The following is a 22978-nucleotide window of genomic DNA, read 5'->3' as shown; positions in this document are numbered from 1 at the left end:
GCTCGGTCTGGGACTGCTCGAGGGCGCCGCGCCCGCTGTCCAAGCCCTACGGCCGCACGTGACCCGTGCCAGTCACGACCCACTTGGTTGTGGTGAGCTCCGCGAGACCCATCGGCCCGCGTGCGTGCAGCTTCTGTGTCGAAATGCCGAGCTCGGCGCCGAGGCCGAGCTGTCCGCCGTCGGTGAAACGGGTCGACGCGTTGATCATGATCGCCGCCGCGTCGATCTCGTTCTCGAACCGCTGTGCGGAGACGAGGCTACCGGTCACGATCGCCTCGGTGTGCCCCGAGGTGTAGGTACGAATGTGCTCGATCGCGGCGTCGAGGTCGGGCACGACCCGAACGGCGAGTTCGAGCGCGAGGTACTCCGTCGACCAATCCTCCTCACTCGCCGCGACGGCGTCGATCGCGAGGCCGCTCGCCGAGTCCAGCGTGTGCTGGTCGCCGTGGATGACGACGTCGCGCTCGCGCAGGGCCGCGAGCACGAGCGGAAGGAACTCGTCCGCGATGGCCTCGTGCACGAGCAGCGACTCGGCCGCGTTGCAGACGCCGACGCGCTGCGTCTTGGAGTTGAGGACGATCTCGAGCGCGTCGCGCTGGTCGGCAGACTCATCGACGAACACGTGCACGTTGCCGATGCCGGTCTCAATGACGGGAACGAGTGACTCGCGGACGACGGTCTGGATCAGGCTCGCACCGCCACGCGGAACGAGCACGTCGACGAGCCCCCGTGCGCGCATTAGCGCGACGGCCCCGTCTCTGCCGTACCGGTCGATCGACTGCACGAGGTCGGCGGGAAGCCCGCAGGTGGCGAGCGCCTCGCCGAGCACGCGCACGATGACGCTGTTGCCGGACTCCGCGGCTGAACCGCCGCGCAAGACGACCGCGTTGCCGCTCTTGAGGCCGAGGCCCGCAACGTCGACCGTGACGTTCGGCCGAGCCTCGTAGATCATGCCGACCACGCCCATCGGCACGCGCAGCTGGCGCAGGCGCAGCCCGTTCGGCAGGGTCTGTCCGCGCACGACCTCACCGACCGGATCAGGAAGCCCCGCGACCTCCCGCAGCGAGGCCGCGATGGCGTCGATCCGCTCCGGCGTCAGCGCGAGCCGATCGAGCAGCCCAGGCTCCATGCCGCGTTCACGGCCCCGCTCGAGGTCGAGCGCATTCGCCTCGACGATCTCGGCAGTCGCGGCAACGAGCGCGTCCGCCATTGCGTGGAGCGCGGCGTCCTTCGTGGACCGGTCCGCGGTCGCGAGCGAGCGCGCCGCGACACCGGCACGGCGCGCGATCTCGCGCACGCCCTCGGTGGGGTCGTCAGGGAACGGGCCCGCTGTGGATGCGACGGTGGCGTGCAGAGGGTCGTGCGGAGAGGTCGTGGTCACGCCGCCATGCTACCGAGCCGCGTCCGTCCGGCGGCGGACGACCGCGAGGTCGTCGCGGTGCACCACCTCGCGCTCGAACCGGTCGCCGAGCTCTGCCCGGAGTTCCCGGGTGGAGCGGCCGAGCATCTCGGGCAGTTCGGCCGCGTCGAAGGCGACGATGCCGCGGGCGACCACCGCGCCCTGCACGTCGACGAGCTCGACGGGTTCCCCTGCGCGGAAGTCGCCCTCGACGCGCACGATGCCGGCGGCGAGCAGCGACGCCGTGCCGTCGACGATCGCGCGCACGGCGCCGTCGTCGAGCACGAGCTTGCCGTTTCCGCGCGCGGCATGCTCGAGCCACACCTGGCGCCGCGACGCCCGCTTGCGGGTGGCGTGGAACCACGTGCCCTTCGCGGTTCCGGCGAAGGCAGCCCGAACGTTCGCGGCCGTCGTGAGGAGTACGGGAATACCCGAGCTCGTGGCCATCGACGCCGATTGCAGCTTCGTGATCATGCCGCCAGTGCCGACCCGGCTGCCGGTTCCCGTCACCTCGACGCCCTCGAGCGCGTCGACCGACTCCACCACGGGGATGTGGCGTGCGCCGGGTCGGCCCGGCGGGCCATCGTAGAGCCCGTCGACGTCGGTGAGCAGCACGAGCGCGTCCGCTCGCACGAGCTGTGCGACGAGGGCGGCGAGCCGGTCGTTGTCGCCGAACGTGAGCTCGTCGGGCGCGACCGCGTCGTTCTCGTTGATCACGGGCACGACGCCCGCCGCGATGAGTCGCTCGAAGGCGCGCACGGCATTGCGGTACCGGGAGCGACGGATTGTGTCCTCCGCCGTGAGCAGCACCTGTCCGACCGGGACGCCGTGCGCGGCGAACGCCTCGGTGTAGTGAGCGATGAGCAGCCCCTGCCCGACCGACGCGGCCGCCTGCGCCTCAGGGGTGTCGCGCGGCCTGCCGCTGAGACCGAGTGGTCCGCGACCAGCCGCGACCGCGCCGGAGGTGACGAGCACGATCTCCTGGCCGGCGACGCGTCGCTCGGCGAGCGCATCCGAGACCGCGATGAGGCGGTCGACGGCGAGCGAGCCGTCCGGACCGGTCAGCGACGACGAACCGACTTTGACCACGACGCGGCGCGCCGTCGACAGCTCGGCGGCGGTGCGGAGCATCGTCACGCCTCGGCTCCGTCACCTCGGCGGCCCTCGGCCGAAGGGAGGTCTGCCGGCGGTCGGGATGTCTCCGGCAGCGTGATGGTGCCGGTGCGCGGCGCCCCGTCGAGCGAATGATCCTGCTCATTCACGGAGTCGGCCGCGACGTCAGCGATCGATTCGCCGAGGTAGAGCCGCTCGAACAGGTCGAACGTGCGGTCGATGTCGTGCACCTGAACGAGCCGCAGCCCCTCTCTCCCCAGCCGGTCGCGCTCGGCGGCGGGAGCCCGGAGCACCCACTCGAGGCGCCTGGCGAGATCGCCCGCGTCGCCCGGCTCGAACAGGAAGCCGTTCTGGCCGTGGTGCACGAGGTGTGGCAGGGCCATCGCGTTCGCCGCCACGACGGGCAGCCCCGACGCCATCGCTTCCATCGTCGCGATGGACTGCAGTTCCGCGATCGACGGCATCGCGAAGACGGTCGCATCCGTGAGCATCCGCCGAACCTCGGCGTCGGTCGCGAGTCCGTGGAACGTCACGCGGTCGTCGATGCCAAGCTTCGCCGAGAGCCGCTGCAGCGCGTGAAGGAGGTCTCCCCCGCCCACGATGTCGAGCTTGGCATTGAGGTCGGTGGGCAGCCGACGGAACGCCTCGAGCAGCACGTCGATCTGCTTCTCGCCCGTGACCCGGCCGAGAAAGAGGATGCGGCGTTCCGGTTTCTCGCCGAACTGCGCCGTGTAGTCAGAGGTACGCAAACCGCACGAGATGGCGAGCACGTCATTCACGCCGCCGTTGGCCTCGAGGAAATCGGCGGCGCGGCGCGTGGGGGTCGTCACCGCGGCCGCACGCCGAAGCGTTGCGCTCGCGTCGCGCCACCAGATGCTGGCCGCCGTGGGCTGGAGGAACTTCGGGATGCCCGAGTGCTCGATGACGTTCTCGACCATCAGGTGGTTCGTGGCGATGACGCGGATGCCGCGTCGTTTCGCCTCGATCGAGAAGGCTCGGCCGAGGATCACCGCAGACTGGAAGTGCACGACGTCGGGCTGGACCTCGTCGAGGATGCGCCTGGCGTGCGCCCGGGCGCGCCACGGGACGACGAATCGCAGCCAGTCGTGCTTGAACCAGCGGTATGAACGCACCCGGTGCACCGTGATGGGTTCGTCCCCGTACGTCTCGGTGAACCGGCCGTGCCGGCGGCTGGCCGCCGGCGCGACCACGTGCACGTCGTGCCCGCGAGCCTTCATGCCCATCGCGAGGTTCTCGGTGAACTTCGCGGCGCCGTTGACATTCGGGCTGAACGTGTCTGCGGGGAGCATGATGGTCAGGCGGTCGCGCTTCGCCCGCGGTTCGCGGCCTGCGTGGTCGGTTCCGGATGCCTGCACGTACGTCCTCACGTTAGCGCCTTGCCCGTGTGGTGGCGGCGAGCAAGGTCGCCTTGCAGCCTAACCGGTACCCGGGTCGCGCTCCGTTGCCGACCTGCCGAGCGCCCGTTTCTTCGTCGCGTCGAGTTCGGCCATCGTTTGACCGCGCTCGAGCACGACCACGCCGGCAACGGCGAGTGCGCCGAAGATGATGAACAGCACGTAGGTGAACCACGGCGCCCCGTTGACCTCGAGCAGTACCGACACCCCGATGACGACTGCGACGAGGGGGTCGATGACGGTGAGACCGGCGATCACCATGTCGGGCGGGCCGGACGCATAGGCCGTTTGCACGAAGTACGCGCCTGCCGCCGTGCCGATGAGGATGCCCGCGATGCAGATGAGCGTCAGCCATTCGACGTTGCCGTGTTGCACCCGATTGATCGTGATCTTCGCGAGCGTTGCGACGAATCCGTAGATCACGCCCGCACCGACGATGTAGAAAAGGGCCTTCGACTTGCGCCGGAAGAGGGCGAAGAGCAGCGCGTAGACGCCGATCACGGCGACCATGACCAGGAGCACGGTCACGATCTGCCATTCCACGATGACGACCTGCACCGAGTAGAACCCGGCGACGGTCACGAATGCGCCGACCCCCACAACGCACATCCCGACCGCTAGCCACTTCTGCGGCGAGAGCGGGATGCGGATCTGCCGCGCCGTCACGAGCGTCGTGATCACGAGCGAGACGACGCCGAGCGGCTGCACGATCACGAGCGGCGCGAGCGCGAGGCTCGTGAGCTGCAGCAGGATCGCGAGCCCGAGCATGACGGTTCCGGCGATCCAGCTCGGGCGGGTGAGCAGCCGCACCAGATGGCGGGGTGAGAGGCCGTGCGCCGCCTCGTGACGGCTCGCGGCCTCGACCTTGGTCACGCCGCGGTGCTGGTAGATCGCGCCGAGCGACATGAAGACGGCCCCGAGCAGCGCGATCGGGATGCCGAGCGATTGCAGGGGGGTGAGCCCGCTGACCTGCTGCAGCACGTCGTCGCTGCCGAGCCCATGCGCGACAGCGGCCACGGGCGAGGTTTCTGCCAGAACGGCTGCGAGGGGATGCACGAACGGCGATTCTAGTCCGCCGATACGCTGAGCCCATGGCAATCCTCCCCATCCGCATCTACGGCGAGCCCGTGCTGCACGAGCCTGCGACGCCGGTCGGCGACATCACCGACGAGATTCGCGCCCTCGTCGACGACATGTTCGAAACGATGGATGCGGCGCCCGGCGTGGGGCTCGCGGCCCCGCAGGTAGGGGTCGGTAAACGACTGTTCACCTATGGATACCGAGACGACGACGGCCCCGAGCGTCGGGGCGTCGCCATCGACCCGGTGCTGTGGCAGGCGCCGCTCGTGCCCGAGGCGCTCGACGAGCTCGATGACGAGCACGAGTCGGAGGGGTGCCTCTCGTTTCCCGGGGAGCGCTATCCGCTGCGCCGCGCGGAATCGGTACGGATGCGCGCGCGAGACCTCGATGGCGAGCCCTTTGAGCTCGAGGCGAGCGGCTGGTTCGCACGAGTGCTGCAACACGAGTACGACCACCTCGACGGGGTCATCTACGTCGATCGCCTTTTGCACCCCTGGTACAAGGACGCGTTCAAGGTCATGCGGAAGCGCTCGTGGGGCGGACCGGGCATGTCGTGGCTGCCGGGGCGCGACAACCTCGAGGGGTGACTCAGGCGCCGGTGAGCCCGGCCGTCGCTCCCGCCCCGTCGTCCCCGTCCGCCGGAGCCTGCGGGCCGCCCCCGAGGCCGGTCCCGTCCGCGGGCGCCTCGGGCGCGGCGGGCGCGGTCCCGGGATCGCCCAGCCCCGACTCTGACGCTCCTGCGCCGTCGCCGACACCGCCGCCCATGCCGGTTGAGCCGCCGGGCTGAACGGCGACCTCGATCGGCGCGTTCAGCAGTTCGGTCGCGGCGTCCACCGCCGGCAGCTCGGTGATCGGCGGCGCCGCGGGCTCGTCAGCGGGCGCGGCCGGCAGCCACGGCAAGGACGGACGATCGGTGATCTCGACGTCCGCGCCGTCGGCGTAGCGCAGGAGGAAGGCAAGCGGGTCGCGGTGCACGCCATCGACGATCGTCTCGAGGTGCAGGTGCGGCCCAGTGGAAGCGCCCGTGTTGCCGACGGAGCCGAGCCGTTCGCCCGCCCGAACCTCGTCGCCGACCTCCACGGTGATGCTCTGATAGTCGAGGTGACCGTAGACCGACGTCACGTTGTGACCGTCGATCTCGTGCTCCACGACGACGTGAAGCCCGAGACCGCCACCGTCCGTGTACATGGCTTCCGTGACGACACCGTCAGCGATCGCCCCGATCGGGGTGCCGGTCGGGGCGGCGAAATCGAGCCCCCGGTGATTCGACGAACACCCGGCGCACGGCGAGACGCGCCATCCGAAGCCGCTGGTGAGCGTGGCGTCGCCGGTCTCGAGGGGCCACTGCACGAGGTAGTCGAGGGCGCCGTCCGTCGTCGTCCGCGTGGCGGCGCCGCCCGGAGCACTGCCGGTCGACGCCTGTGCCGGTGCGGGCAGGCATGTCGCGGCCGCAGCGAGTACGCCGGCCGCGAGCGTCACGACGGTGGCGCGGCGCACGACGGGGCGTCCGGCGAAAGCAAAGGGAACGGAGGTTGAGCGGTGGTCGGTCACGAGGCCGCTGGCCTTTCTTCCGAGCGCGCGCGGCGTGCACGGCGGCACCTGCGTGACTCGAGAACTTGAGGGCGATCAGTTGGTCATCGAGCCGATCGGTGACGCTCAGGACCGGCCAACGACCAACTCTGGCCACTCAAGGTGAACGGCGGGTAGTCACTCGGTGTCGGGTTCGCCGGGCGAGGAGCCGCTTGGGCCGGCCTGGCCGCCCTCACCGGGAGCATCCGGTTCCTCCCCGCCCGGGGTGACACCGGTCGCCGACTCCCCCGGTTCGTCGCCGTCCTCCGTGCCTCCCGGCGTGTCGCCCGTGTCCCCGGGAACGCTCGGCGCACTGGTCTCAGCGGGCTCGGGCGTTTCGACCTCCACCGGCGCGGGTGCCGTCGGGCCCGGAGGATACGTGGTCACCGTCTGGTCCGGGGTCCAGCCCTCCCCCTCGGCGCCGGGCTCCGGAGACGCCCACGGGAGCGACGGGCGGTCGGTGATCTCGACGTCGCGGCCATCGGCGTAGCGGTAGAGGAAGTTCAGGGGGTCGACGTGCACGCCGTCGACGATCGTCTCGAGGTGCAAATGGGGACCGGTCGACGCGCCGGTGTTGCCGAGCGACCCGACGCGTTCGCCGACGTCGACAGCGTCACCGACGCGCACGGTCACGCTCCCGTGGTCGAGATGCGCGTAGACCGACTGCACTGTGCGTCCGTCGATGGCGTGCTCGACGACCACGTGGATGCCGAGACCCCCGTTATCGCCGTAGCTCGCCGAGATGACGTGACCGTCCGCGATCGAGCCGACCGGCACGCCGACGGGCCCCGCGAAGTCGACACCGCGATGGTTGGACGAGCAGCCTCCGCACGGTGAGACCCGGGGGCCGAATCGAGACGTGACGGTGGCGTCGCGTGACGCGAGCGGCCACTGCACGACGCCCTCGGTGTACCCGTCGGCGGCGCCGGTCGACACTCCGAGCCCGGTGTCGGCCCTGAACACCTCGCCGACGGGGAGACCGACAAGCGCGCCGTGCGGGGCTCGTGCCTGCTGGCCCTCGGCCACCAGATCGATGTCGCCGCCGTCTCGCACCGTGAGGGCGTTCGCTACGACGGGGACGCACACCGCGAGCACGCTGACGATGCCGGCGAGGGCGGCGGTAAGTGGATGCGTGCGCCGGCCCCGCGCCCACGCGCGCGCCGGTTCGGGGCTTACGGCTGTTGCGCTGGGCGCCGAGCGGCGTCCGGTCGTCTCCGGTGCTGGAGTCACCGAGGCATCCGCCTTTCACATCTTCTGCGCCCCTGCGGCCATTGCAGCCCGGCGTCGCGCTGAGGGGTCGGCGGCCCACCGGCCGCCGGTGCGGGGTTCGACGGTGAACGCCGCACGATTGTCATGCTAGGCGCGCGCAGGCAGCGCACACGGAGATCAAGGACGATTCGCAGCGAGTCCGCACCTCGTCGGGCGGCGCGACCCTCAGACGAGCGGCCAGGGATACCGCATACCGGTCGGATCGACGGGCAGGCGCCCGGCCGCCAGGACGTACCGGGCCCGACCGCGGATCGCGCGCACCTCGCTGTCGTCGAGCTGTTCGGCGATGCTCTCCGGCACCTCGTCGACGAGCCGGGCGACGTCGTCGACGAGGTCCGGGGTGATCTCGTCGCCCGCGAAGTCCCAGATCACCGTCCGGAGTTTAAGCGGGGCGGCGAAGCACAGCCCGTGGTCGATACCCCACACGTGTCCGTCTCGATCGCGCAGGACGTGGCCCGATTTGCGGTCGGTGTTGTTCGCCACGACGTCGAAGACCGCGAGGCGCCGCAGCTGTTCGTGCGTCTCGGGTGCGTCGGCGTACAGCGTGAAGTAGTGCTCCCCCGGCTCGGCGTCGATGAAGCGCTGCAGCGATCCGACGCCGAACGGGGCGTCGTGTCGGATGACGGTGCGCGGCACGAGGTTCCAGCCGAGCGCTTCACTGAGCAAGTACGCGGTCCGCTCGCGACGGTACAGGCCGGGTTCGAAGTCGTGCAGGGGTCGCTCGCCGGCCTCGGGTTTGTAGACGGCGAACGTCTGCTCATCACCGCAGGTGAGCTCGACGAGGAACGTCTCGTTGCTGCTGTCGACGAAGCGCCCGACGAGCTGGATGTCGCCGTGCTCGAGTGCATCCGGCGCGTCGTGCTCACCCGGCGTGCCGGTCGCGTCGAACGCGTCGGCATCGTTCTCGGGCGTGGACACGGGTGTCCCTACGTCACGAGCAGCTCGCCGAGCGGCGCGCTGGTCGAGTTCACCGTGAGCACGCTCGTACTGCCGTCACGGCCGAACGAGAGCGCGGTGACCGAGCAGGTCGCGATGCTGATGCGCTGCATCGCATCGAGGGGCATGCCGAGCGCGTGGGACACGTACACCCGGATGGGATCGGCATGGGAGAAGCAGGCGACGGTTCCCCCCTCGTTCGCCATGCGGATGCGCTCGATCGTCTCGCGCATCCTATCGCGGAGCTCGGCGAAGCTCTCGCCGCCTGGAAACCGGAACACCGACGGCGTGCGCTGCACAGTCGCCCACTCCGGCAGTTTCGCCAGGTCGCCGAGTTCCCGGCCTGTCCACTCCCCGAACTCGCATTCGAGCAGTCCAGCCTCCCGGCGCACGCCGAGGCCGGTCCTGTGGGACGTCGGCTCGGCCGTCTCCACCGTGCGCTCGAGCGGCGACGCGTAGATCGCGTCGAGGCGCAGGGGCGCGAGGCGCTCGGCCACGACTTCGGCCTCGTCCCGCCCCCGGTCGGCCAGGTGGAGGCCGGGCGCGCGGCCCGGGAGCACGCGCCCCGTCGTTGGCGTGGTTCCATGGCGGACCAGCAGGATGCGGGTCGGGGGCTGCTCGGCGTTCATCGCGTTCCACACTAGGTCGCCGGCGCGGGGTTCGCCGCGGGCGTTCGCCCACATCGGTCCGCACACGTATCCGGAACCTTCGGCGTCTAACGTGGCTGACGTGAGTGAACAGCCAGAGATCCGGACGCTCGGGGCACTTCGCGCGAGCGGCCATGTGCTGCGCGGCCTTCGGGACGAACTGCGCGAGAATCTGCTCGCGGCACTCGCCGATGGGGTCGATCCGTGGGCGGGGCTGCACGGCTTCCAGCACACGGTGATTCCGCAACTCGAGCGGGCGCTCATCGCGGGTCACGATGTCGTGCTGCTCGGTGAGCGCGGCCAGGGGAAGACCCGCCTGCTGCGCACGCTCGTGAGCCTGCTCGACGAGTGGTCGCCCGAGATCGCGGGCTCGGAACTGCACGAGCACCCCTTCGATCCCATCACGGGAGCTTCCCGCAGGCGTGTCGCCGAGGAGGGCGATGACATGCCGGTCGCCTGGCGGCACCGGTCGGAGCGGTACGTCGAGAAGCTCTCGACCCCCGACACGTCGGTCGCGGACGTCATCGGCGACGTCGACCCAATGCGGGTTGCGGAAGGCCGCCGCCTCAGCGACCCGGAGACGATCCACTACGGCCTCGTGCCGCGCGGGAACCGGGGCATCGTCGCCCTCAACGAGCTGCCCGACCTGGCCGAGCGGATTCAGGTCGCGCTGCTGAACGTGATGGAGGAGCGCGACATCCAGATCCGGGGCTACGTGATCCGGCTTCCACTCGACGTCCTCGTCGTCGCTTCCGCGAATCCCGAGGACTACACGAACCGCGGGCGCATCATCACGCCGCTGAAAGACCGGTTCGGTGCCGAGATTCGCACCCACTATCCGCTCGACCTCGCCGATGAGCTCGCCGTCATCAGGCAGGAGGCGAATCTGACCGCCGAGGTTCCGGATGCTGTGCTCGAGATCCTCGCCCGCTTCACGCGCGAGCTTCGCGAGTCGCCGGCGATCAATCAGGCCTCGGGCGTCTCGGCGCGGTTCGCGATCGCTGGAGCGGAGACCGTCGCCGCCGCGGCCAGGCGCCGCTCCGCACTGCACCCTGCCGATGCTGCCGTCGCCCGCCTCGTCGATCTCGAGACGGCCGCCGACGTGCTACGCGGCAAGCTCGAGTTCGAGCCGGGCGAGGAGGGACGCGAGGCCGAGATCCTCGAGCATCTGCTCCGCGTCGCGACCGTCGAGACCGTCCGTGAGCACTTCCGCGGCCTCGACTTCGGCGCGCTCGTCGAAGCGTTCGACGGGCAGCGCACCATCGTGACAGGCGACCACGTCACGGCCGACGACTTTCTCGCGTCGCTTCCCGAGCTCACCGACCCGGACCTGTACGACGAGATCGCTGAGCGTCTTTCGGCAACGGAGCCCGGCGCCCGCGCCGCCGCGATCGAGCTCGCGCTCGAGGGACTGTTCCTCGCGCGACGACTCTCCAAGGATCGCGACGCGGGCGCGACGGTCTACGGCTAGGCGATCCCATGGCGGCAGAGCGCGCGTACCGATACGGCAGGTTCGATGACGGCCCGGACCCGCTCGCGCCGCCGTTCGACCTGTCGGAGGCCCTCGACGGCATCGCGGATGACGTGATGGCCGGATACGCTCCCGAGCAGGCGCTGCGCGAGTACCTGCGCCGCGGCGGGCGCGGCCGCGCCGGTCTCGACGATCTCGCCGGGCGCGTCCACCGGCGCCGGCAGGACCTGCTGCGGCGTCACAGCCTCGGCGGCACGCTCGACGAGGTCCGCAAACTCCTCGATCGGGCCGTCCTGCAGGAACGCGGGCAGTTGGCGCGGGATGTCGGCCTGGACGACACCGACCGGACGTTCCGGGAGCTGCAGCTCAATGACCTGCCGGACTCAACTGCGGCGGCCGTCACCTCCCTCGCGAACTACGACTGGCAGTCGGCGGATGCTCGTGCGACCTTCGAGCACATCCGGGATCTGCTCGGTCGAGAACAGCTCGACGCTCGCTTCGCCGGCATGAAGCGGGCGCTCGAGAGCGCGACCGATGACGACCGCACGGCGATCACCGAAATGCTGCGCGATCTCGGCGAGCTGCTCGACAAGCACTCGCGCGGCGACGACACCGACGACGACTTCGCGCGGTTCATGGCCGAGCACGGCGACCAGTTCCCCGAGCGACCGCAGAGCATCGACGAGCTCATCGATACGCTCGCGAAGCGGTCGGCCGCCGCCGCGCGCATGCTGCGGTCCATGACTCCCGAGCAGCGCGACGAGCTCTTGACGCTCTCGGCGCAGGCCTTCGGTTCGCCCGAGCTCATGGCCCAGCTGGACCGCATCGACGCTGCCCTGCAGTCGCTTCGCCCCGGCCTCGATTGGTCGGGTGCCGAATCATTCGAGGGCGACGAGGGGCTCGGCATGGGCGACGGCACGGGAGTCCTCGAAGACCTGGCCGATCTGGATCGGCTCGCCGAGCAGTTGGCGCAGGCGAGCGACGGTTCGCCGCTCTCGACCATCGATGTGGAACGCCTCGGCGCGCAGCTCGGTGGAGACGCGGCCGTCTCCGCTCGCGAACTGGCCGCGATCGAGCGCGCGCTCCAGCGTTCGGGGCACCTCCGCGTGGGCGCCGACGGAGATCTACGCCTCTCGCCCGCCGCCGTCCGGCGCCTCGGCCGCTCGCTGCTCCGAGCCGCCGCCGATCGCCTGTCGCAGCGCACCGGTCGCCGCGACACCCGCCTCGCAGGATCGGCCGGCGAGCAGACGGGTGCCACGCGGACATGGCAGTTCGGCGATGTCGAGCCGTGGGACGTCGGTGCGTCGATCACGAATGCCATCGTCCGCCAGGCGGGCGACGTTTCGTCCGCGCCGTCGCCGATCCTCGGGCCGCGTCTCGGCGCTGCCGGGCGCGTTCGCCTCACGGTCGATGACATCGAGGTGCGCGAGACCGAGGCGCGAAGCCGGGCGGCGGTCGCGCTGCTCGTCGACACCTCGTTCTCGATGGCCGCCGAGGGACGCTGGGTGCCGATGAAGCGGACCGCTCTCGCGCTGCACCACCTCATCGAGACGCGGTTTCGAGGCGACGATCTGCAGCTCGTGAGCTTCGGCCTCTACGCGCAGCGGCTCGGCATCGACGCCCTCACGAGTATGGCGCCCCGACACGAGCAGGGCACCAACCTGCACCACGGCCTGCTGCTCGCCTCGCGCTTCTTTCGCGCGCACCCCGGCCAGCAACCTGTCCTCCTCATCGTCACCGACGGCGAGCCGACCGCCCAGCTGCTCCCCGGCGGCGAACCCTGGTTCTCGTATCCGCCGGACCCGTCGACCCTCGCGTCGACGGTGCGGGAGCTCGATAGGGTCGCGCGATTCGGTGCCGACGTGACGTTCTTCCGACTTGGCGACGACCCGGGGCTCGAGTCGTTCCTCGCCGCGATGGCGAATCGCGTGGGCGGAACCGTCGTCTCGCCCGACCCGGACGACCTGGGCGCGGCGGTCGTCGGAGAGTTCCTGCGCGCCCGATCACGCCGCGGCGACACCGACGAGCACTAACCTTGCCCGCGCTCGGACGAGTCGGCGTCGTCGGGCAAGTCGTCGCCGAGCCGGCGCAACTCGGGCTCCGGACGAGCAAGCCCGGCCGCGCGTTCGGCCGCGTTCGTGACGTTGACGAGGAGCATCACCCGCGTCATTGGCCCGAGCCCGCCCGGATTCGGCGTGAGCCAGCCGGCGACGCCGGCGGCCTCGGGGTCCACGTCACCGGCCAGCTTCGCCTTCCCGGTCTCGGACGTGCCGACGCGCGTGCTGCCGGCATCGAGAACGGCGGCGCCGGGCATGATCCAGTCGGCCCGGACGAGGTTGGCCTCGCCGCTCGTGGCGATGACGACGTCCGCACGGCGAACCTCGTTCGCGAGGTCTGCTGTGCGCTCATGTGCGACGGTGACGGTCGCATCGACGCCCTCGCGCGCGAGCAACAGGCCGAGGGGCCGACCGATCGTCGCGCCACGGCCGATGACGATCACGCGCCGGCCGTCCAGCGCGATCCCGTACCGCTTGAGCAGTTCGATGACTCCGGACGCCGTGCACGGTAGGGACGCGCCGGTCGAAACGTCGGCGTCGACATCGAGGACGAGCCGCCCGAGATTGACGGGATGCAGTCCGTCGGCATCTTTGGCGGGATCTCCCCGCTCCAGCACGGCGGCTTCGTTGATGCCGGACGGAAGGGGCAGCTGCACGATGAATGCGGTCACCGCGGGGTCGCGGTTCAGCCGGTCGACAGCGGATTCGATGTCGCCCTGAGTTGCGTCGCCCGGTAGCTCGACGCGCACCGACTCGATGCCGACGTCGGCGCAGTCGCGGTGCTTGATGTCGACGTATGAGCGCGACGCCTCGTCGTCGCCGACGAGCAGCGTGCCGAGGGCGGGGGTGATGCCGTGCTCCTTGAGCCGCTCGATCCGAGCAGCGAGCTCGCCCTTGATACGCTCTGCGGTCGCCCGTCCATCGAGCACCGTGGCTGCTGATTGCGACATGTCTCTCCTCTCCGGCCGTGAGGGCGACCGAATCGTGACGGCCGCCCCGCGCATCATCGCCTACCCGCCTTGCCGCGCGCTGATGTCGCACGGTGTTACCGTGACCACCACCGCGCTCGCTGCGCACGAGAAAGGCCGAGGCCGTGACTGCACACCCGCCCTCCGACTCCGAGCGCCGCACTGCCGAACGAAAGGCCGGCAACGGCAACAGCCGTGTGCACCACCACGCCGACCGTGGCGGGCGGCACGGGGCCGGAGGTCCCGGTGGCCTCCCCGCCTGGGTGCGCGTCGGCCTTCCCATTGTGCTGATCGCCGTGTGGTTCGTCGCCGCGGCGGTCGGCGGGCCGTACTTCGGACGCGTGAGCGAGGTGTCGTCGAACGACGGCACGAGCTATCTCCCCTCGACAGCCGACGCGACCGTCGTGCAAGACCGGTTGGGCGACTTCAACGATGTCGACGCGATCCCCGCGATCATCATGTTCACGAGCGACAGCGAGCTGTCCGCCGAGGAGATTGACGGCATCGACGCCGTCCTCGACGAGATCGACGGGATCGACGCCGTCGTCGACGAGATCTCGCCGGCGATCCCGTCGGACGACGGCCAAGGGGTGCAGGCGTTCGTTCCGATCGACGCCGCCGGTGATCTGGACGTCGCCGTCGAGGCCATCCGGGCGGCCCTCGCGTCGAGCACGCCCGACGGCGTCGACGCCTACGTGACCGGGCCCGCCGGGTTCACGGCCGATCTCGTCGAGGCCTTCGCCGGTATCGACGGGTTGCTCCTCCTCGTGGCGCTGGCAGCGGTACTGATCATCCTCGTCATCGTCTATCGCTCTCCCGTACTCCCGTTCGCCGTGCTCGCCACAAGCATGTTCGCCCTGTGCACCGCGCTGCTCACGGTGTGGTGGTTGGCGAAGGCCGGGGTGGTGCTGTTGTCAGGGCAGACCCAAGGCATCCTGTTCATCTTGGTGATCGGCGCCGCCACCGACTACTCGTTGCTCTATGTGGCGCGATATCGCGAGGCACTTCGCGTGCATCCCACGCGATGGGCCGCAACGGGCGCGGCGCTCAAGGGGTCGTTCGAGCCCATCCTGGCCTCGGGCGGCACCGTCATCGCTGGCCTCCTCTGTCTGTTGCTCAGCGACCTCGAATCGAATCGCTCCCTCGGCCCCGTCGCGGCGATCGGCATCGTGTTCGCCATGCTCGCCGGACTCAGCCTGCTGCCCGCGTTGCTGCTGGTCATCGGACGTGCCGCATTTTGGCCTCGCCGCACCGGGTACGACCCCGACAGCGCGTCTGGCGTCGATGCGCCGTCGTCCAAGGGCGTGTGGGCGGCGCTGAGCCGAGTCATCGTGAAGCGACCCCGAACGATCTGGGTCACCACTGCGGCGGTGCTGCTGGGAGGCGCACTCGGGGTCGTGCAGCTGCAGGCCGAGGGCGTGCCGCAGAGCGATCTCGTGCTCTCGGAGTCGGATGCGCGCGACGGCCAGATCGCGCTCGCCGAGCACTTCCCGGGCGGCTCGGGAAGCCCCGCCTACATCGTGACCGACGAGTCCGCGCTCGAATCGACGGCCGCGACGCTGCTCGCCAGCCCCGGGATCGACTCGGTCTCGGTGACTTCGGCCCAGTCGCCGAGCGGGACGGCCCCGGTAACCGAGGACGGCGTACAGGCGATCGGACCGCCGGGCACTCCCCCGTCCGCCCCCACCGTCGTGCGAGGCGAGGTGCTCCTGCAGGCGACGCTCGTCGACACCGCCGACTCGGCAGCCGCCCAGCAGACCATCCGCGACGTGCGCGCGGCGCTCGGCGACACGGCGCTCGTCGGCGGCGTCACCGCCACGGCGATCGATACCAACGATGCCTCCGTGCGCGACCGCAACCTCATCATCCCGATCGTGCTGCTCGTGATCCTCGCCATCCTCATGCTGCTGCTTCGCTCGGTCCTCGCACCGGTGCTGCTCGTTCTCACGACGGTCCTGTCGTTCGGCACGGCGATGGGCGTCTCGGCGCTCGTCTTCAATCACGTCTTCGGGTTCACAGGCGCTGACCCCGCCGTGCCCCTCTACGGCTTCGTCTTCCTCGTCGCGCTCGGCATCGACTACAACATCTTCCTCATGACGCGCGTGCGCGAGGAGTCGCTGCTGCACGGCACGCGGGCCGGCGTGGTGCGCGGCCTCGCTGTCACGGGCGGCGTCATCACCTCCGCGGGCGTCGTGCTCGCCGCGACGTTCGCGGCGCTCGGTGTCATTCCAATCCTGTTCCTCGCGCAGCTCGCGTTCATCGTGGCGTTCGGCGTGCTGTTGGACACGATCGTCGTGAGATCGCTACTCGTCCCGGCGCTTTCCATCGACATCGGGCGGGCGATCTGGTGGCCGTCACGGAGACTGCTGCACACCGACGACCGGGTTCGGCACCCTCCAGGCGGTCGCTGAGTGCGCCCTGTGTCGTTCATCGACAGGTGCGCAATCGGGACCGGAGAGTGCCATGGCTTCCTTAGCCTGAGTTGACGCGGACCGCCGCCAATGGCCGGCTTACGACCGATCGACCACGACGGCCGCCGATTGGAGCAAAATGTACTTTCACCGGCAGGAACTGCAGCACACCGCCACCCCGGAGAGACCAGATGCGGTCTATGCGCGCAAGCTCCAGGAGGTGCTCGGCGGTCAATACGGTGAGATCTCCGTCGCAATGCAATATCAGTTCCAGGCATGGAACATGCACATCCCCGGAAAGTACCGCGACCTTGTCTTCGGTATCGGCGCCGAAGAAATGGGCCACGTCGAGATGCTCGCCGTGATGATCGCGAGGCTCCTCGAGAAGGCCCCGCTCGGCATCACGGACGACGCCGTCCAAGAGGACCCCACGGTCGCGGCGGTCGTCGGCGGCACGGACGTCCAACAGGCCATCGTGGCCGGCGCGGGCGCCCGCCCGGTCGACAGCAACGGGAACCCGTGGATGGGCAGCTACATCACGGCGAGCGGCAACCTGCTCGCCGATTTCCACTCGAACGCCAACGCGGAGATGCAGGGACGCCTGCAAGTGGCTCGCCTGTACCACATGACCGACGACCACGGCGTCCGCGATCTGCTGTCTTTCCTCTTGGCGCGCGACACCATGCACCAGAATCAGTGGCTCGCCGCGGCGGCCGAGCTCCAGGCCGAGGGCACCGAGACGCTCCCCGTGCCGAGCAACTTTCCGCTCTCGAAGGAGCAGCGCGACGTGGCCTACCAGTACATCAACTTCTCCGACGGAGCGCACGCGAGCGAGGGCTCGTGGGCGTCCGGGCCGACCCCCGACGGCCGCGGCGAGTTCAGCTACGTTGCCGAGCCGGAACCGGGCGTGCCCATGCCGCCGCCTACGCACCCCGACACGCGCTTCTATGGCACGACAGAGCTGCCGAACATCGTCGAAAAGGCGGCGGGAGCCGCGCAGGACGCATTGAAGAAGGAGTGATCCTCCGTCCCGCCAGACCCCGCTGGCGGTCGGTGCTCCTGTGCCGTTGACGGTCTCGCGGACCACGCTCGTGGTTTGCGGGACCGTTACGGTCGTGACGTCGGCCCTGGAGCGTCAGGCCGCCGGGCGACGACCCGTCGAGGTCACGTGCGCCAGGATGGCGGACATCACGGCACCGGGCGCCGACCGTTGGACGACATGGTGGCCGTGCGGAATCCGCACGAGGGTCGAGGCCGGAGCCCGCTGACGAAGTCGACGGCACCAGTCCTCCCGGGCGATCGGGTCCCGAGCGCCACGGATGATCAGCACCGGAACGCGCACCTCGGCGACGCGCTCCTCGATCCGGTACGCGAGCATGTGGCGCAACTGGGTGAGATACCAGGGGATACCGCAGCGAACGTAGTCGGTGTAGACCATCACGTTGGTCCACGGCAGCTCTCCGAGCGAATCCAGCGCGAGCGAACGAAACTGCGCCATTGCGGTTCGGCGACGATCATCGGTCACGGGACCGATGAGCACAACGTTCGTCACGAGATCAGGGCGCTGCACCGCCGTTTCCACGGCCCACTGCGTGCCCATCGAATGACCGACGAGCACGACCGGGCCGAGACGCAATGCGTGCAGGAGGCCTGCGAGCGCGCTCGCCATCGTGGCCACGTCCACGTCGTCCAGCGGCTTTGGGAGCCCGGCGAATCCGGGGAGGTCGATCGATATCACCGTGCTCGCCGCCGCCAGCCGCCGGTGCAGGCGAGCGTGGTACCGGTGGGAGACGCCGATTCCGTGGAGAAGAACGAAGACGGGCGTGTCCGCCGGATGCCGGGATTCGATGACGCGGAACCTGAGACCCTCGAGTTCGACGTGACGCACGGTCCTTCGTCGGTCACGCATCATTTCCAACCCCGCTCTCTCTCGTCACAGCGAGGCTCACTTCACTCATTTTGTTCTCATCCCCACATCGTGCCCGACTGCGGCGCTACGGCACGTCACCGTCGGCACGTCGACCGCTGATCCGAGGATCGTGTGGCACTTTGGTATCGAGCGCCGCAGCACCCCGAAGGGCCCGGTCGTTCAGGACGAACGACCGGGCCCTTGGCGATGTGGCTAACTGACGCGGTTGCGACGGACCAGCAGTCCGCCGGTGATCAACGCGCCGATGGCCAGCGCGAGGGCGCCGAGCCCGGCGAGCCCCAACGCGCCATCGGTCGTGACAAGCGACCCGTCATCGTCGGGCCCTGCCGCATCAGGCGTCGGCGGCGTCGTCGGCGGAACGATCACCGTCGTCACCGTCGTGACCGTGTCGCTCTCGGACTCCGTCGGCTCGTCCGCACCCGGAGCCATGCCCGTTGCCGAAGCGACGTTGACCACACCGCCGGACTGGACGTCGGCCTCCGTCACGACGTACGGGTCGGCCAGGAACGTGAATCGTTCGCCGGGCGCGAGTGTGTCGATGGACGCTGGCACGAGAGCACTGATCCGGTCATCGATCACGGCGACATCGCTGAGCGTCACGTTGCCGGTGTTCACGACATCGAACGAATACAGAATCTCCTCGCCGACATCGGCCGTGCCGTTGTCGTTGGCGTCCTGCAGATCCGCGAACTTCTCGATCGTGAGGCTGGGATCCGCGGCGGGCACGTTGATCACGTTGTCCACGGGAGGCGACGTGATCTCGGGGCCATTCGGCACGCGCCCGCGAGCCGAAGCAGTGTTCGTGACGCTGCCAGCATCGACGTCCGCTTGGGTGACCGTGTACGGGGCGGCAACGAACTCGACGCTCTCTCCGACCGGGATGGTTGCAGAAACCGGCTGGAGACCGTCGACACGCTCGTCGAACACGACGACATCCACGAGGGTGGTGTTTCCGCGGTTGTGCGCGGTGATCGTGTAGCTGATCGTCTCGCCGACATCGGCGAGGCCGTTCTCGTTCGTGTCGTCGAGGACACCGTCTTTCACGACCTCGAGCGCCGGGGCACGGTCGGCACCGACGGTGTCCGTGGACGGGCTCGAGTTCACGGAGACGGGACCCTCGGGCGTCACATACGCGCCCTCGGCAGTTGCCGTGTTCGCGACCTCACCCGCATCGACGTCGTCTTGCGTCACGGTGTAGTCGGCGGTGAACGTCCCTGTACCGCCAACGGCGATGTCCATGCTCTCCGGCATCGTCGAGGACACGCGCGGATCGTTGATGCGCACGTCGGCGACATCGACATTGCCCGCGTTGTGGACGGCGAACGTGTAGGTCACCACATCGCCGAGGTCCGCGAGCCCGTCGCCATCGACATCACCGGTCAGTGCGCCGGTCTTCTCGAGCGTCAGCAGCGCAGCCGGCGGGACCGTCTCAACCCGGTCGAAGTCGGGAACGCCGACGTAGCGCTCGCCGTCCTCGTTGATCGGGTCGATCGCCGAAACAGACGCGGTGTTGTAGACCTCGCCGAGCGAGACATCTTCGGAGGCCACGGTGTAGGAGGCCGTGAACGTGTGCTGATCGTCCGGGCCCAGCGTCACGGACGCCGGTACGATCTCGCCGACCTTGGGATCCTCGACGGTCACGTCGTGCAGCGTGACGTTGCCGGTGTTGGTGACGAGGAACGAGTAGTCGATGGTCTCGCCGACGTCGGCCAAGCCATTCTCGTTGGTGTCGTGCAACGTGCTCGACTTGTCGACTGTCAGGCCGGGCACGCGGTCCGTACCCGGAACCTCGTTGTCGGCCGTGTCAGTGGCGACCGTTCCGCCGCGAGGATCGGTGCCCGAAGCGCTCGCCTCGTTGTAGACGGAGCCGCTGTCGACGTCAGCCTGAGTCACCACGTACGAAGCGGTGAAGGTGGCGATGCCGTTGACCGGGACCGACTGCGACGAAGGCTGAATCCCCGACACCTTCGCGTCGGCGATCGAAACCTCGGTCAGGGGAACGGTGCCGGTGTTCTCCACGGTGAACGTGTACGTGATCGTCTCACCCACGTCCGCGAGGCCGTTCTCGTTCGCGTCGTCGAGTTCGCCGTCCTTCACGAGCGTCATCGCCGGGCTGAACGGCAGCACGTCGATCGTGATGAGCGCAGTGGCGAGGAGACCGTCGCTGTTCGCGACCTGATACGTGACGGCGTCGGTCAGGCCGGTGAATCCTTCAGCGGGCGCGAAAGTGACGACACCGGTCGCCGTGTCGACCGAGTACTCCCCCTGCTCGGTCAGAAGGGTGTCGACCGGGTTTCCACTCTCATCGAGGAATCGCACCGACGAGGGGTCGAGCGTGGTCGACGGGTCGGTCGAGTCGTTCGCGAGGGGATCCAGCTGGACGGATTCGTCGACATACGTCGATGTCTCGTCGTCCTCGGCGACGGGAGGACACGCCAGCGAGTAGTCCAGCGTCAGACCACTTGCGTCCCACGACCTCGAACCGTTGTGGAATCCCTCAAGAGCGACGTAGTACGTCAGTCGCCCGTCGACGAGCTGCTCCACGGGAACCGTGGCGGTCGTCGTCACCGTGCCGCTCCAGCCGAGTGGAGTGTTGTACGGAGGGAGGCCCGTGGACGTGCCGACGCGGGTCGTGCCGTCGAGGACGAAACTCGCATCCGCCGTGCCGCCGACGCCCGCGGTGGGGCCCATCAGCTCGACGTCGAAGGAGAGCGTGAGGTCGACCGTTCCACCGCTCGTGCAGATGGGATCGGTGGGTGCGTTCACCCCACCGATGGCCATCGGGTACGTGTCACCGCGTGCCGGGGCGAGGTCGGCCGGGAACGTGAACTCCCCGCCGTCCCAGAATGCCTGCGGATTCGAATTCGGATCGACCGCCTCCACGGACGGGTACTTCGCCGGAAGGTTCTCCGGCACGTAACGGTCCGGCGATGACGACTCATCAGTGATGGTCAGCGCGCCTGTCGTAGCGGCTGACGCTGCCTCAGGGATAGCGACAGGGGCGGCGATTGCAGCCGCGACGCCGAGCGCGACGGCAGACGCCAGGACGCGGCGTCTCACGAGAGTGTTCGGGGGCACAGAGGTCTCCTTCGATCCGGTGAACAAGCTTCACCCTACATGCGGCTGTGAGTTCCCTGAGCGTCCGAAACGTCCATCCATCGCCCTCGAGCCGACGGAAACGACGCGCTGATGCCGAGCGGGAAACCGATCGATCGAGGCCGCGACGGCGCGGCCGTACGCCGCGTCCTCGCGGCGGACGAGCACCCATTTCCCTCTGCCTGCGGCACGATCATGCGTCGCTTTGGAGTGGTCCGACGGCTCGTTCGGTCTCAGCGTCGCCTTCGACAACGTTCACCGTCGGTTCACCATCGAGCGAGCGTGCGACGAGCTTCTCGCCATGCACCCGTTCCATCGCCGTGAGTCGATCGGATCGCGACCGCACCGAGAAGGGCGTCCCGCCGTTGCGCGAGAGACGGATACCGCCATCGTGGCGGAAGGCCGACGCAGCATCGGACAGAAGACTCTTGCTCCCCGAGTTGGACTCGAACCAACAACCTGCCGGTTAACAGCCGGCTGCTCTGCCAATTGAGCTATCGGGGAATGCTGCGTTGGCAACCCCGATACTGTAGCAAAGGCGGCGCGTGCGACGAAATCGCCGACCCGTCAGGTGCGGCGCAGTCGATAAGGCGCCGCGCCCGACGGCGGGTCATGAGCCGCGACGGGTCGAGGCGCTCCCCCGCGAGTCGATTCGCGCTCCCGCCCGGCGCTCGATCACCCGGCCGGCGATGAGCATCGTTACGACGATGACGGCGCCCAGCAGGAACCAGAGCGCCACCGGCAGCACCTCGCCGCTCGGAGCGAGGAGTTCGCGATCGCCGCCCTGCCACGGCCATAGCGCGCGAAGCGAGCCGGCCATGAGTCCGGTCATGATCGCGAGCGTGATGCGGTGGTGCCGACGCAGCAGCCAGCGAAGGACCTGCACGAAGACCGCCAGACCGATGACCATGCCCAGCATGAAGACCGCGAGATAGCCGTAGTCGCGGTCGTTGAGGGCCGCGAGCGTCGGCTCGTACACGCCGATGACGAGGAGCACGAACGATCCGGACAGTCCGGGCAGAACGAGCGCGCACACGGCGAACGCGCCGGCGACGGCGACGAGGGGCAGGGCGGGGGCGTCGGAGGACGCCGGTGGTAGGCCTGAGATCACGAAACCGGCGACGGCCGCGACCACTGCAAGCGCCCACTCGTGCGCGCGCCACGGCCAGCCGACCATGCGAGCGGGCACGAAGAGCGCGACGATGATGAGTCCAGCGAAGAGCGCCCGGGCCTCGACCGGATGCTCATCGACGAGCGGAGCGACGACGCGTGCCGCCGTCAGCAGCGCGATGCCCATGCCGATGACGACCGGAATCACGAGCCGCCAGTCCACCCGGCCGAAATGCGCTCCAGCGGCCGCGAGTCCGCGTCCGCGCAGCACGTCGACGACGAATCTCGCGATGCCCCGGAGGAACTCGCTGAGCGATTCGATGAGCCGCTCATAGATCCCGACGATGAGGGCCACGGTGCCGCCGCTCACCCCGGGGATGATCTCGACGACCCCGATGAGGGCCCCACGGACCAGGTCAAGAAGAATGCGAAGGAAGTTCACACGACAGCTTTCTCGGAAGGGCGGCGCGCTCCGCATGTCCGCCGCCGGCGGGCACGCGGACGCCC

At 69.3% G+C, this 22978-nt stretch carries 16 protein-coding genes, 1 tRNA gene and 1 pseudogene; 5 read left to right on the top strand and 13 right to left on the bottom strand.

Features of this window, described 5'->3' with window-relative positions; translation table 11 throughout:
* Nucleotides 1-46: 46 nt before the first annotated feature.
* The 4 genes from F8O04_RS07065 to F8O04_RS07050 are packed head-to-tail and all read right to left on the bottom strand — an operon-like array spanning nucleotide 47 to nucleotide 4983.
* Nucleotides 47-1354 carry a glutamate-5-semialdehyde dehydrogenase gene (locus F8O04_RS07065; RefSeq protein WP_158029143.1) on the bottom strand — a complete coding sequence of 436 codons (1308 nt, stop codon included), beginning with the start codon at nucleotides 1352-1354 and terminating at the stop codon, nucleotides 47-49.
* 36 nt (nucleotides 1355-1390) lie between these two features.
* Nucleotides 1391-2530, bottom strand: coding sequence for a glutamate 5-kinase (gene proB, locus F8O04_RS07060; RefSeq protein WP_158029142.1), 1140 nt, complete (start codon nucleotides 2528-2530; stop codon nucleotides 1391-1393).
* Between the two features lie 2 nt (nucleotides 2531-2532).
* The gene (locus F8O04_RS07055; RefSeq protein ID WP_308420187.1) at nucleotides 2533-3900 is read right to left on the bottom strand and encodes a glycosyltransferase; all 1368 of its coding nucleotides are present in this window, start codon (nucleotides 3898-3900) and stop codon (nucleotides 2533-2535) included.
* 48 nt (nucleotides 3901-3948) lie between these two features.
* Nucleotides 3949-4983 (bottom strand): DMT family transporter, encoded by a 1035-nt coding sequence (locus F8O04_RS07050; protein ID WP_225734908.1) that lies wholly within the window; start codon nucleotides 4981-4983, stop codon nucleotides 3949-3951.
* A gap of 35 nt (nucleotides 4984-5018) precedes the next feature.
* Between F8O04_RS07050 and def the strand changes: the two genes are divergently transcribed.
* A complete protein-coding gene (def, locus tag F8O04_RS07045) occupies nucleotides 5019-5594 on the top strand; it encodes a peptide deformylase (RefSeq protein WP_158028556.1) in 576 nt (191 codons plus the stop codon).
* A 1-nt stretch (nucleotide 5595) separates the two neighbouring features.
* Here def and F8O04_RS07040 read toward each other — a convergent pair whose 3' ends face one another.
* The 4 genes from F8O04_RS07040 to F8O04_RS07025 form a co-directional block, all read right to left on the bottom strand.
* Nucleotides 5596-6504 (bottom strand): M23 family metallopeptidase, encoded by a 909-nt coding sequence (locus tag F8O04_RS07040; protein ID WP_188726223.1) that lies wholly within the window; start codon nucleotides 6502-6504, stop codon nucleotides 5596-5598.
* 210 nt (nucleotides 6505-6714) lie between these two features.
* Entirely contained in the window at nucleotides 6715-7806 is a 1092-nt protein-coding gene (locus tag F8O04_RS07035) for a M23 family metallopeptidase (protein ID WP_158028554.1), read from the bottom strand.
* A 204-nt stretch (nucleotides 7807-8010) separates the two neighbouring features.
* Nucleotides 8011-8763, bottom strand: a complete 753-nt coding sequence (locus tag F8O04_RS07030) for an SCO1664 family protein (protein WP_158028553.1) — start codon at nucleotides 8761-8763, stop codon at nucleotides 8011-8013.
* A gap of 8 nt (nucleotides 8764-8771) precedes the next feature.
* Nucleotides 8772-9410 carry a histidine phosphatase family protein gene (locus F8O04_RS07025; RefSeq protein ID WP_158028552.1) on the bottom strand — a complete coding sequence of 213 codons (639 nt, stop codon included), beginning with the start codon at nucleotides 9408-9410 and terminating at the stop codon, nucleotides 8772-8774.
* Between the two features lie 100 nt (nucleotides 9411-9510).
* On the opposite strand from F8O04_RS07025, the gene F8O04_RS07020 reads away from it, so the two are divergent.
* A complete protein-coding gene (locus tag F8O04_RS07020) occupies nucleotides 9511-10899 on the top strand; it encodes a sigma 54-interacting transcriptional regulator (protein WP_158028551.1) in 1389 nt (462 codons plus the stop codon).
* Between the two features lie 8 nt (nucleotides 10900-10907).
* On the top strand, nucleotides 10908-12932 hold the full coding sequence (locus tag F8O04_RS07015; protein WP_158028550.1) for a vWA domain-containing protein: 2025 nt from the start codon (nucleotides 10908-10910) through the stop codon (nucleotides 12930-12932).
* A gap of 74 nt (nucleotides 12933-13006) precedes the next feature.
* Here F8O04_RS07015 and F8O04_RS07010 read toward each other — a convergent pair.
* A pseudogene (locus F8O04_RS07010) lies at nucleotides 13007-13906 on the bottom strand (tetrahydrofolate dehydrogenase/cyclohydrolase catalytic domain-containing protein); the annotation flags it as partial.
* A 281-nt stretch (nucleotides 13907-14187) separates the two neighbouring features.
* Here F8O04_RS07010 and F8O04_RS07005 point away from each other — a divergent pair.
* Nucleotides 14188-16335, top strand: a complete 2148-nt coding sequence (locus F8O04_RS07005) for an MMPL family transporter (protein WP_225734987.1) — start codon at nucleotides 14188-14190, stop codon at nucleotides 16333-16335.
* A 139-nt stretch (nucleotides 16336-16474) separates the two neighbouring features.
* On the top strand, nucleotides 16475-17356 hold the full coding sequence (locus tag F8O04_RS07000; RefSeq protein ID WP_158028548.1) for a manganese catalase family protein: 882 nt from the start codon (nucleotides 16475-16477) through the stop codon (nucleotides 17354-17356).
* Between the two features lie 114 nt (nucleotides 17357-17470).
* Here the strand turns inward: F8O04_RS07000 and F8O04_RS06995 are convergent, their stop codons facing one another.
* The 4 genes from F8O04_RS06995 to F8O04_RS06980 form a co-directional block, all read right to left on the bottom strand.
* The gene (locus F8O04_RS06995; RefSeq protein WP_225734907.1) at nucleotides 17471-18223 is read right to left on the bottom strand and encodes an alpha/beta fold hydrolase; all 753 of its coding nucleotides are present in this window, start codon (nucleotides 18221-18223) and stop codon (nucleotides 17471-17473) included.
* A gap of 234 nt (nucleotides 18224-18457) precedes the next feature.
* Nucleotides 18458-21343 (bottom strand): DUF7507 domain-containing protein, encoded by a 2886-nt coding sequence (locus F8O04_RS06990; protein WP_158028546.1) that lies wholly within the window; start codon nucleotides 21341-21343, stop codon nucleotides 18458-18460.
* Nucleotides 21344-21792: 449 nt separating this feature from the next.
* Nucleotides 21793-21865 (bottom strand) — tRNA-Asn (locus F8O04_RS06985).
* A 106-nt stretch (nucleotides 21866-21971) separates the two neighbouring features.
* On the bottom strand, nucleotides 21972-22913 hold the full coding sequence (locus tag F8O04_RS06980) for a DUF368 domain-containing protein (protein WP_225734906.1): 942 nt from the start codon (nucleotides 22911-22913) through the stop codon (nucleotides 21972-21974).
* Nucleotides 22914-22978: the final 65 nt, after the last annotated feature.

Origin of the sequence: Pseudoclavibacter endophyticus (assembly GCF_008831085.1) — a bacterium.
In the GTDB taxonomy this organism is placed as follows: domain Bacteria; phylum Actinomycetota; class Actinomycetes; order Actinomycetales; family Microbacteriaceae; genus Pseudoclavibacter; species Pseudoclavibacter endophyticus.
This window is presented reverse-complemented; position numbering and strand designations above follow the sequence as displayed.

Excerpts from the sequence above, each read along its gene's own strand:
- F8O04_RS07015 (WP_158028550.1), top strand. The coding sequence starts at position 10,908 with ATGGCGGCAGAGCGCGCGTACCGATACGGCAGGTTCGATGACGGCCCG.
- F8O04_RS07025 (WP_158028552.1), bottom strand. The coding sequence starts at position 9,410 with ATGAACGCCGAGCAGCCCCCGACCCGCATCCTGCTGGTCCGCCATGGA.
- proB (WP_158029142.1), bottom strand. The coding sequence starts at position 2,530 with ATGCTCCGCACCGCCGCCGAGCTGTCGACGGCGCGCCGCGTCGTGGTC.
- F8O04_RS07000 (WP_158028548.1), top strand. The coding sequence starts at position 16,475 with ATGTACTTTCACCGGCAGGAACTGCAGCACACCGCCACCCCGGAGAGA.
- def (WP_158028556.1), top strand. The coding sequence starts at position 5,019 with ATGGCAATCCTCCCCATCCGCATCTACGGCGAGCCCGTGCTGCACGAG.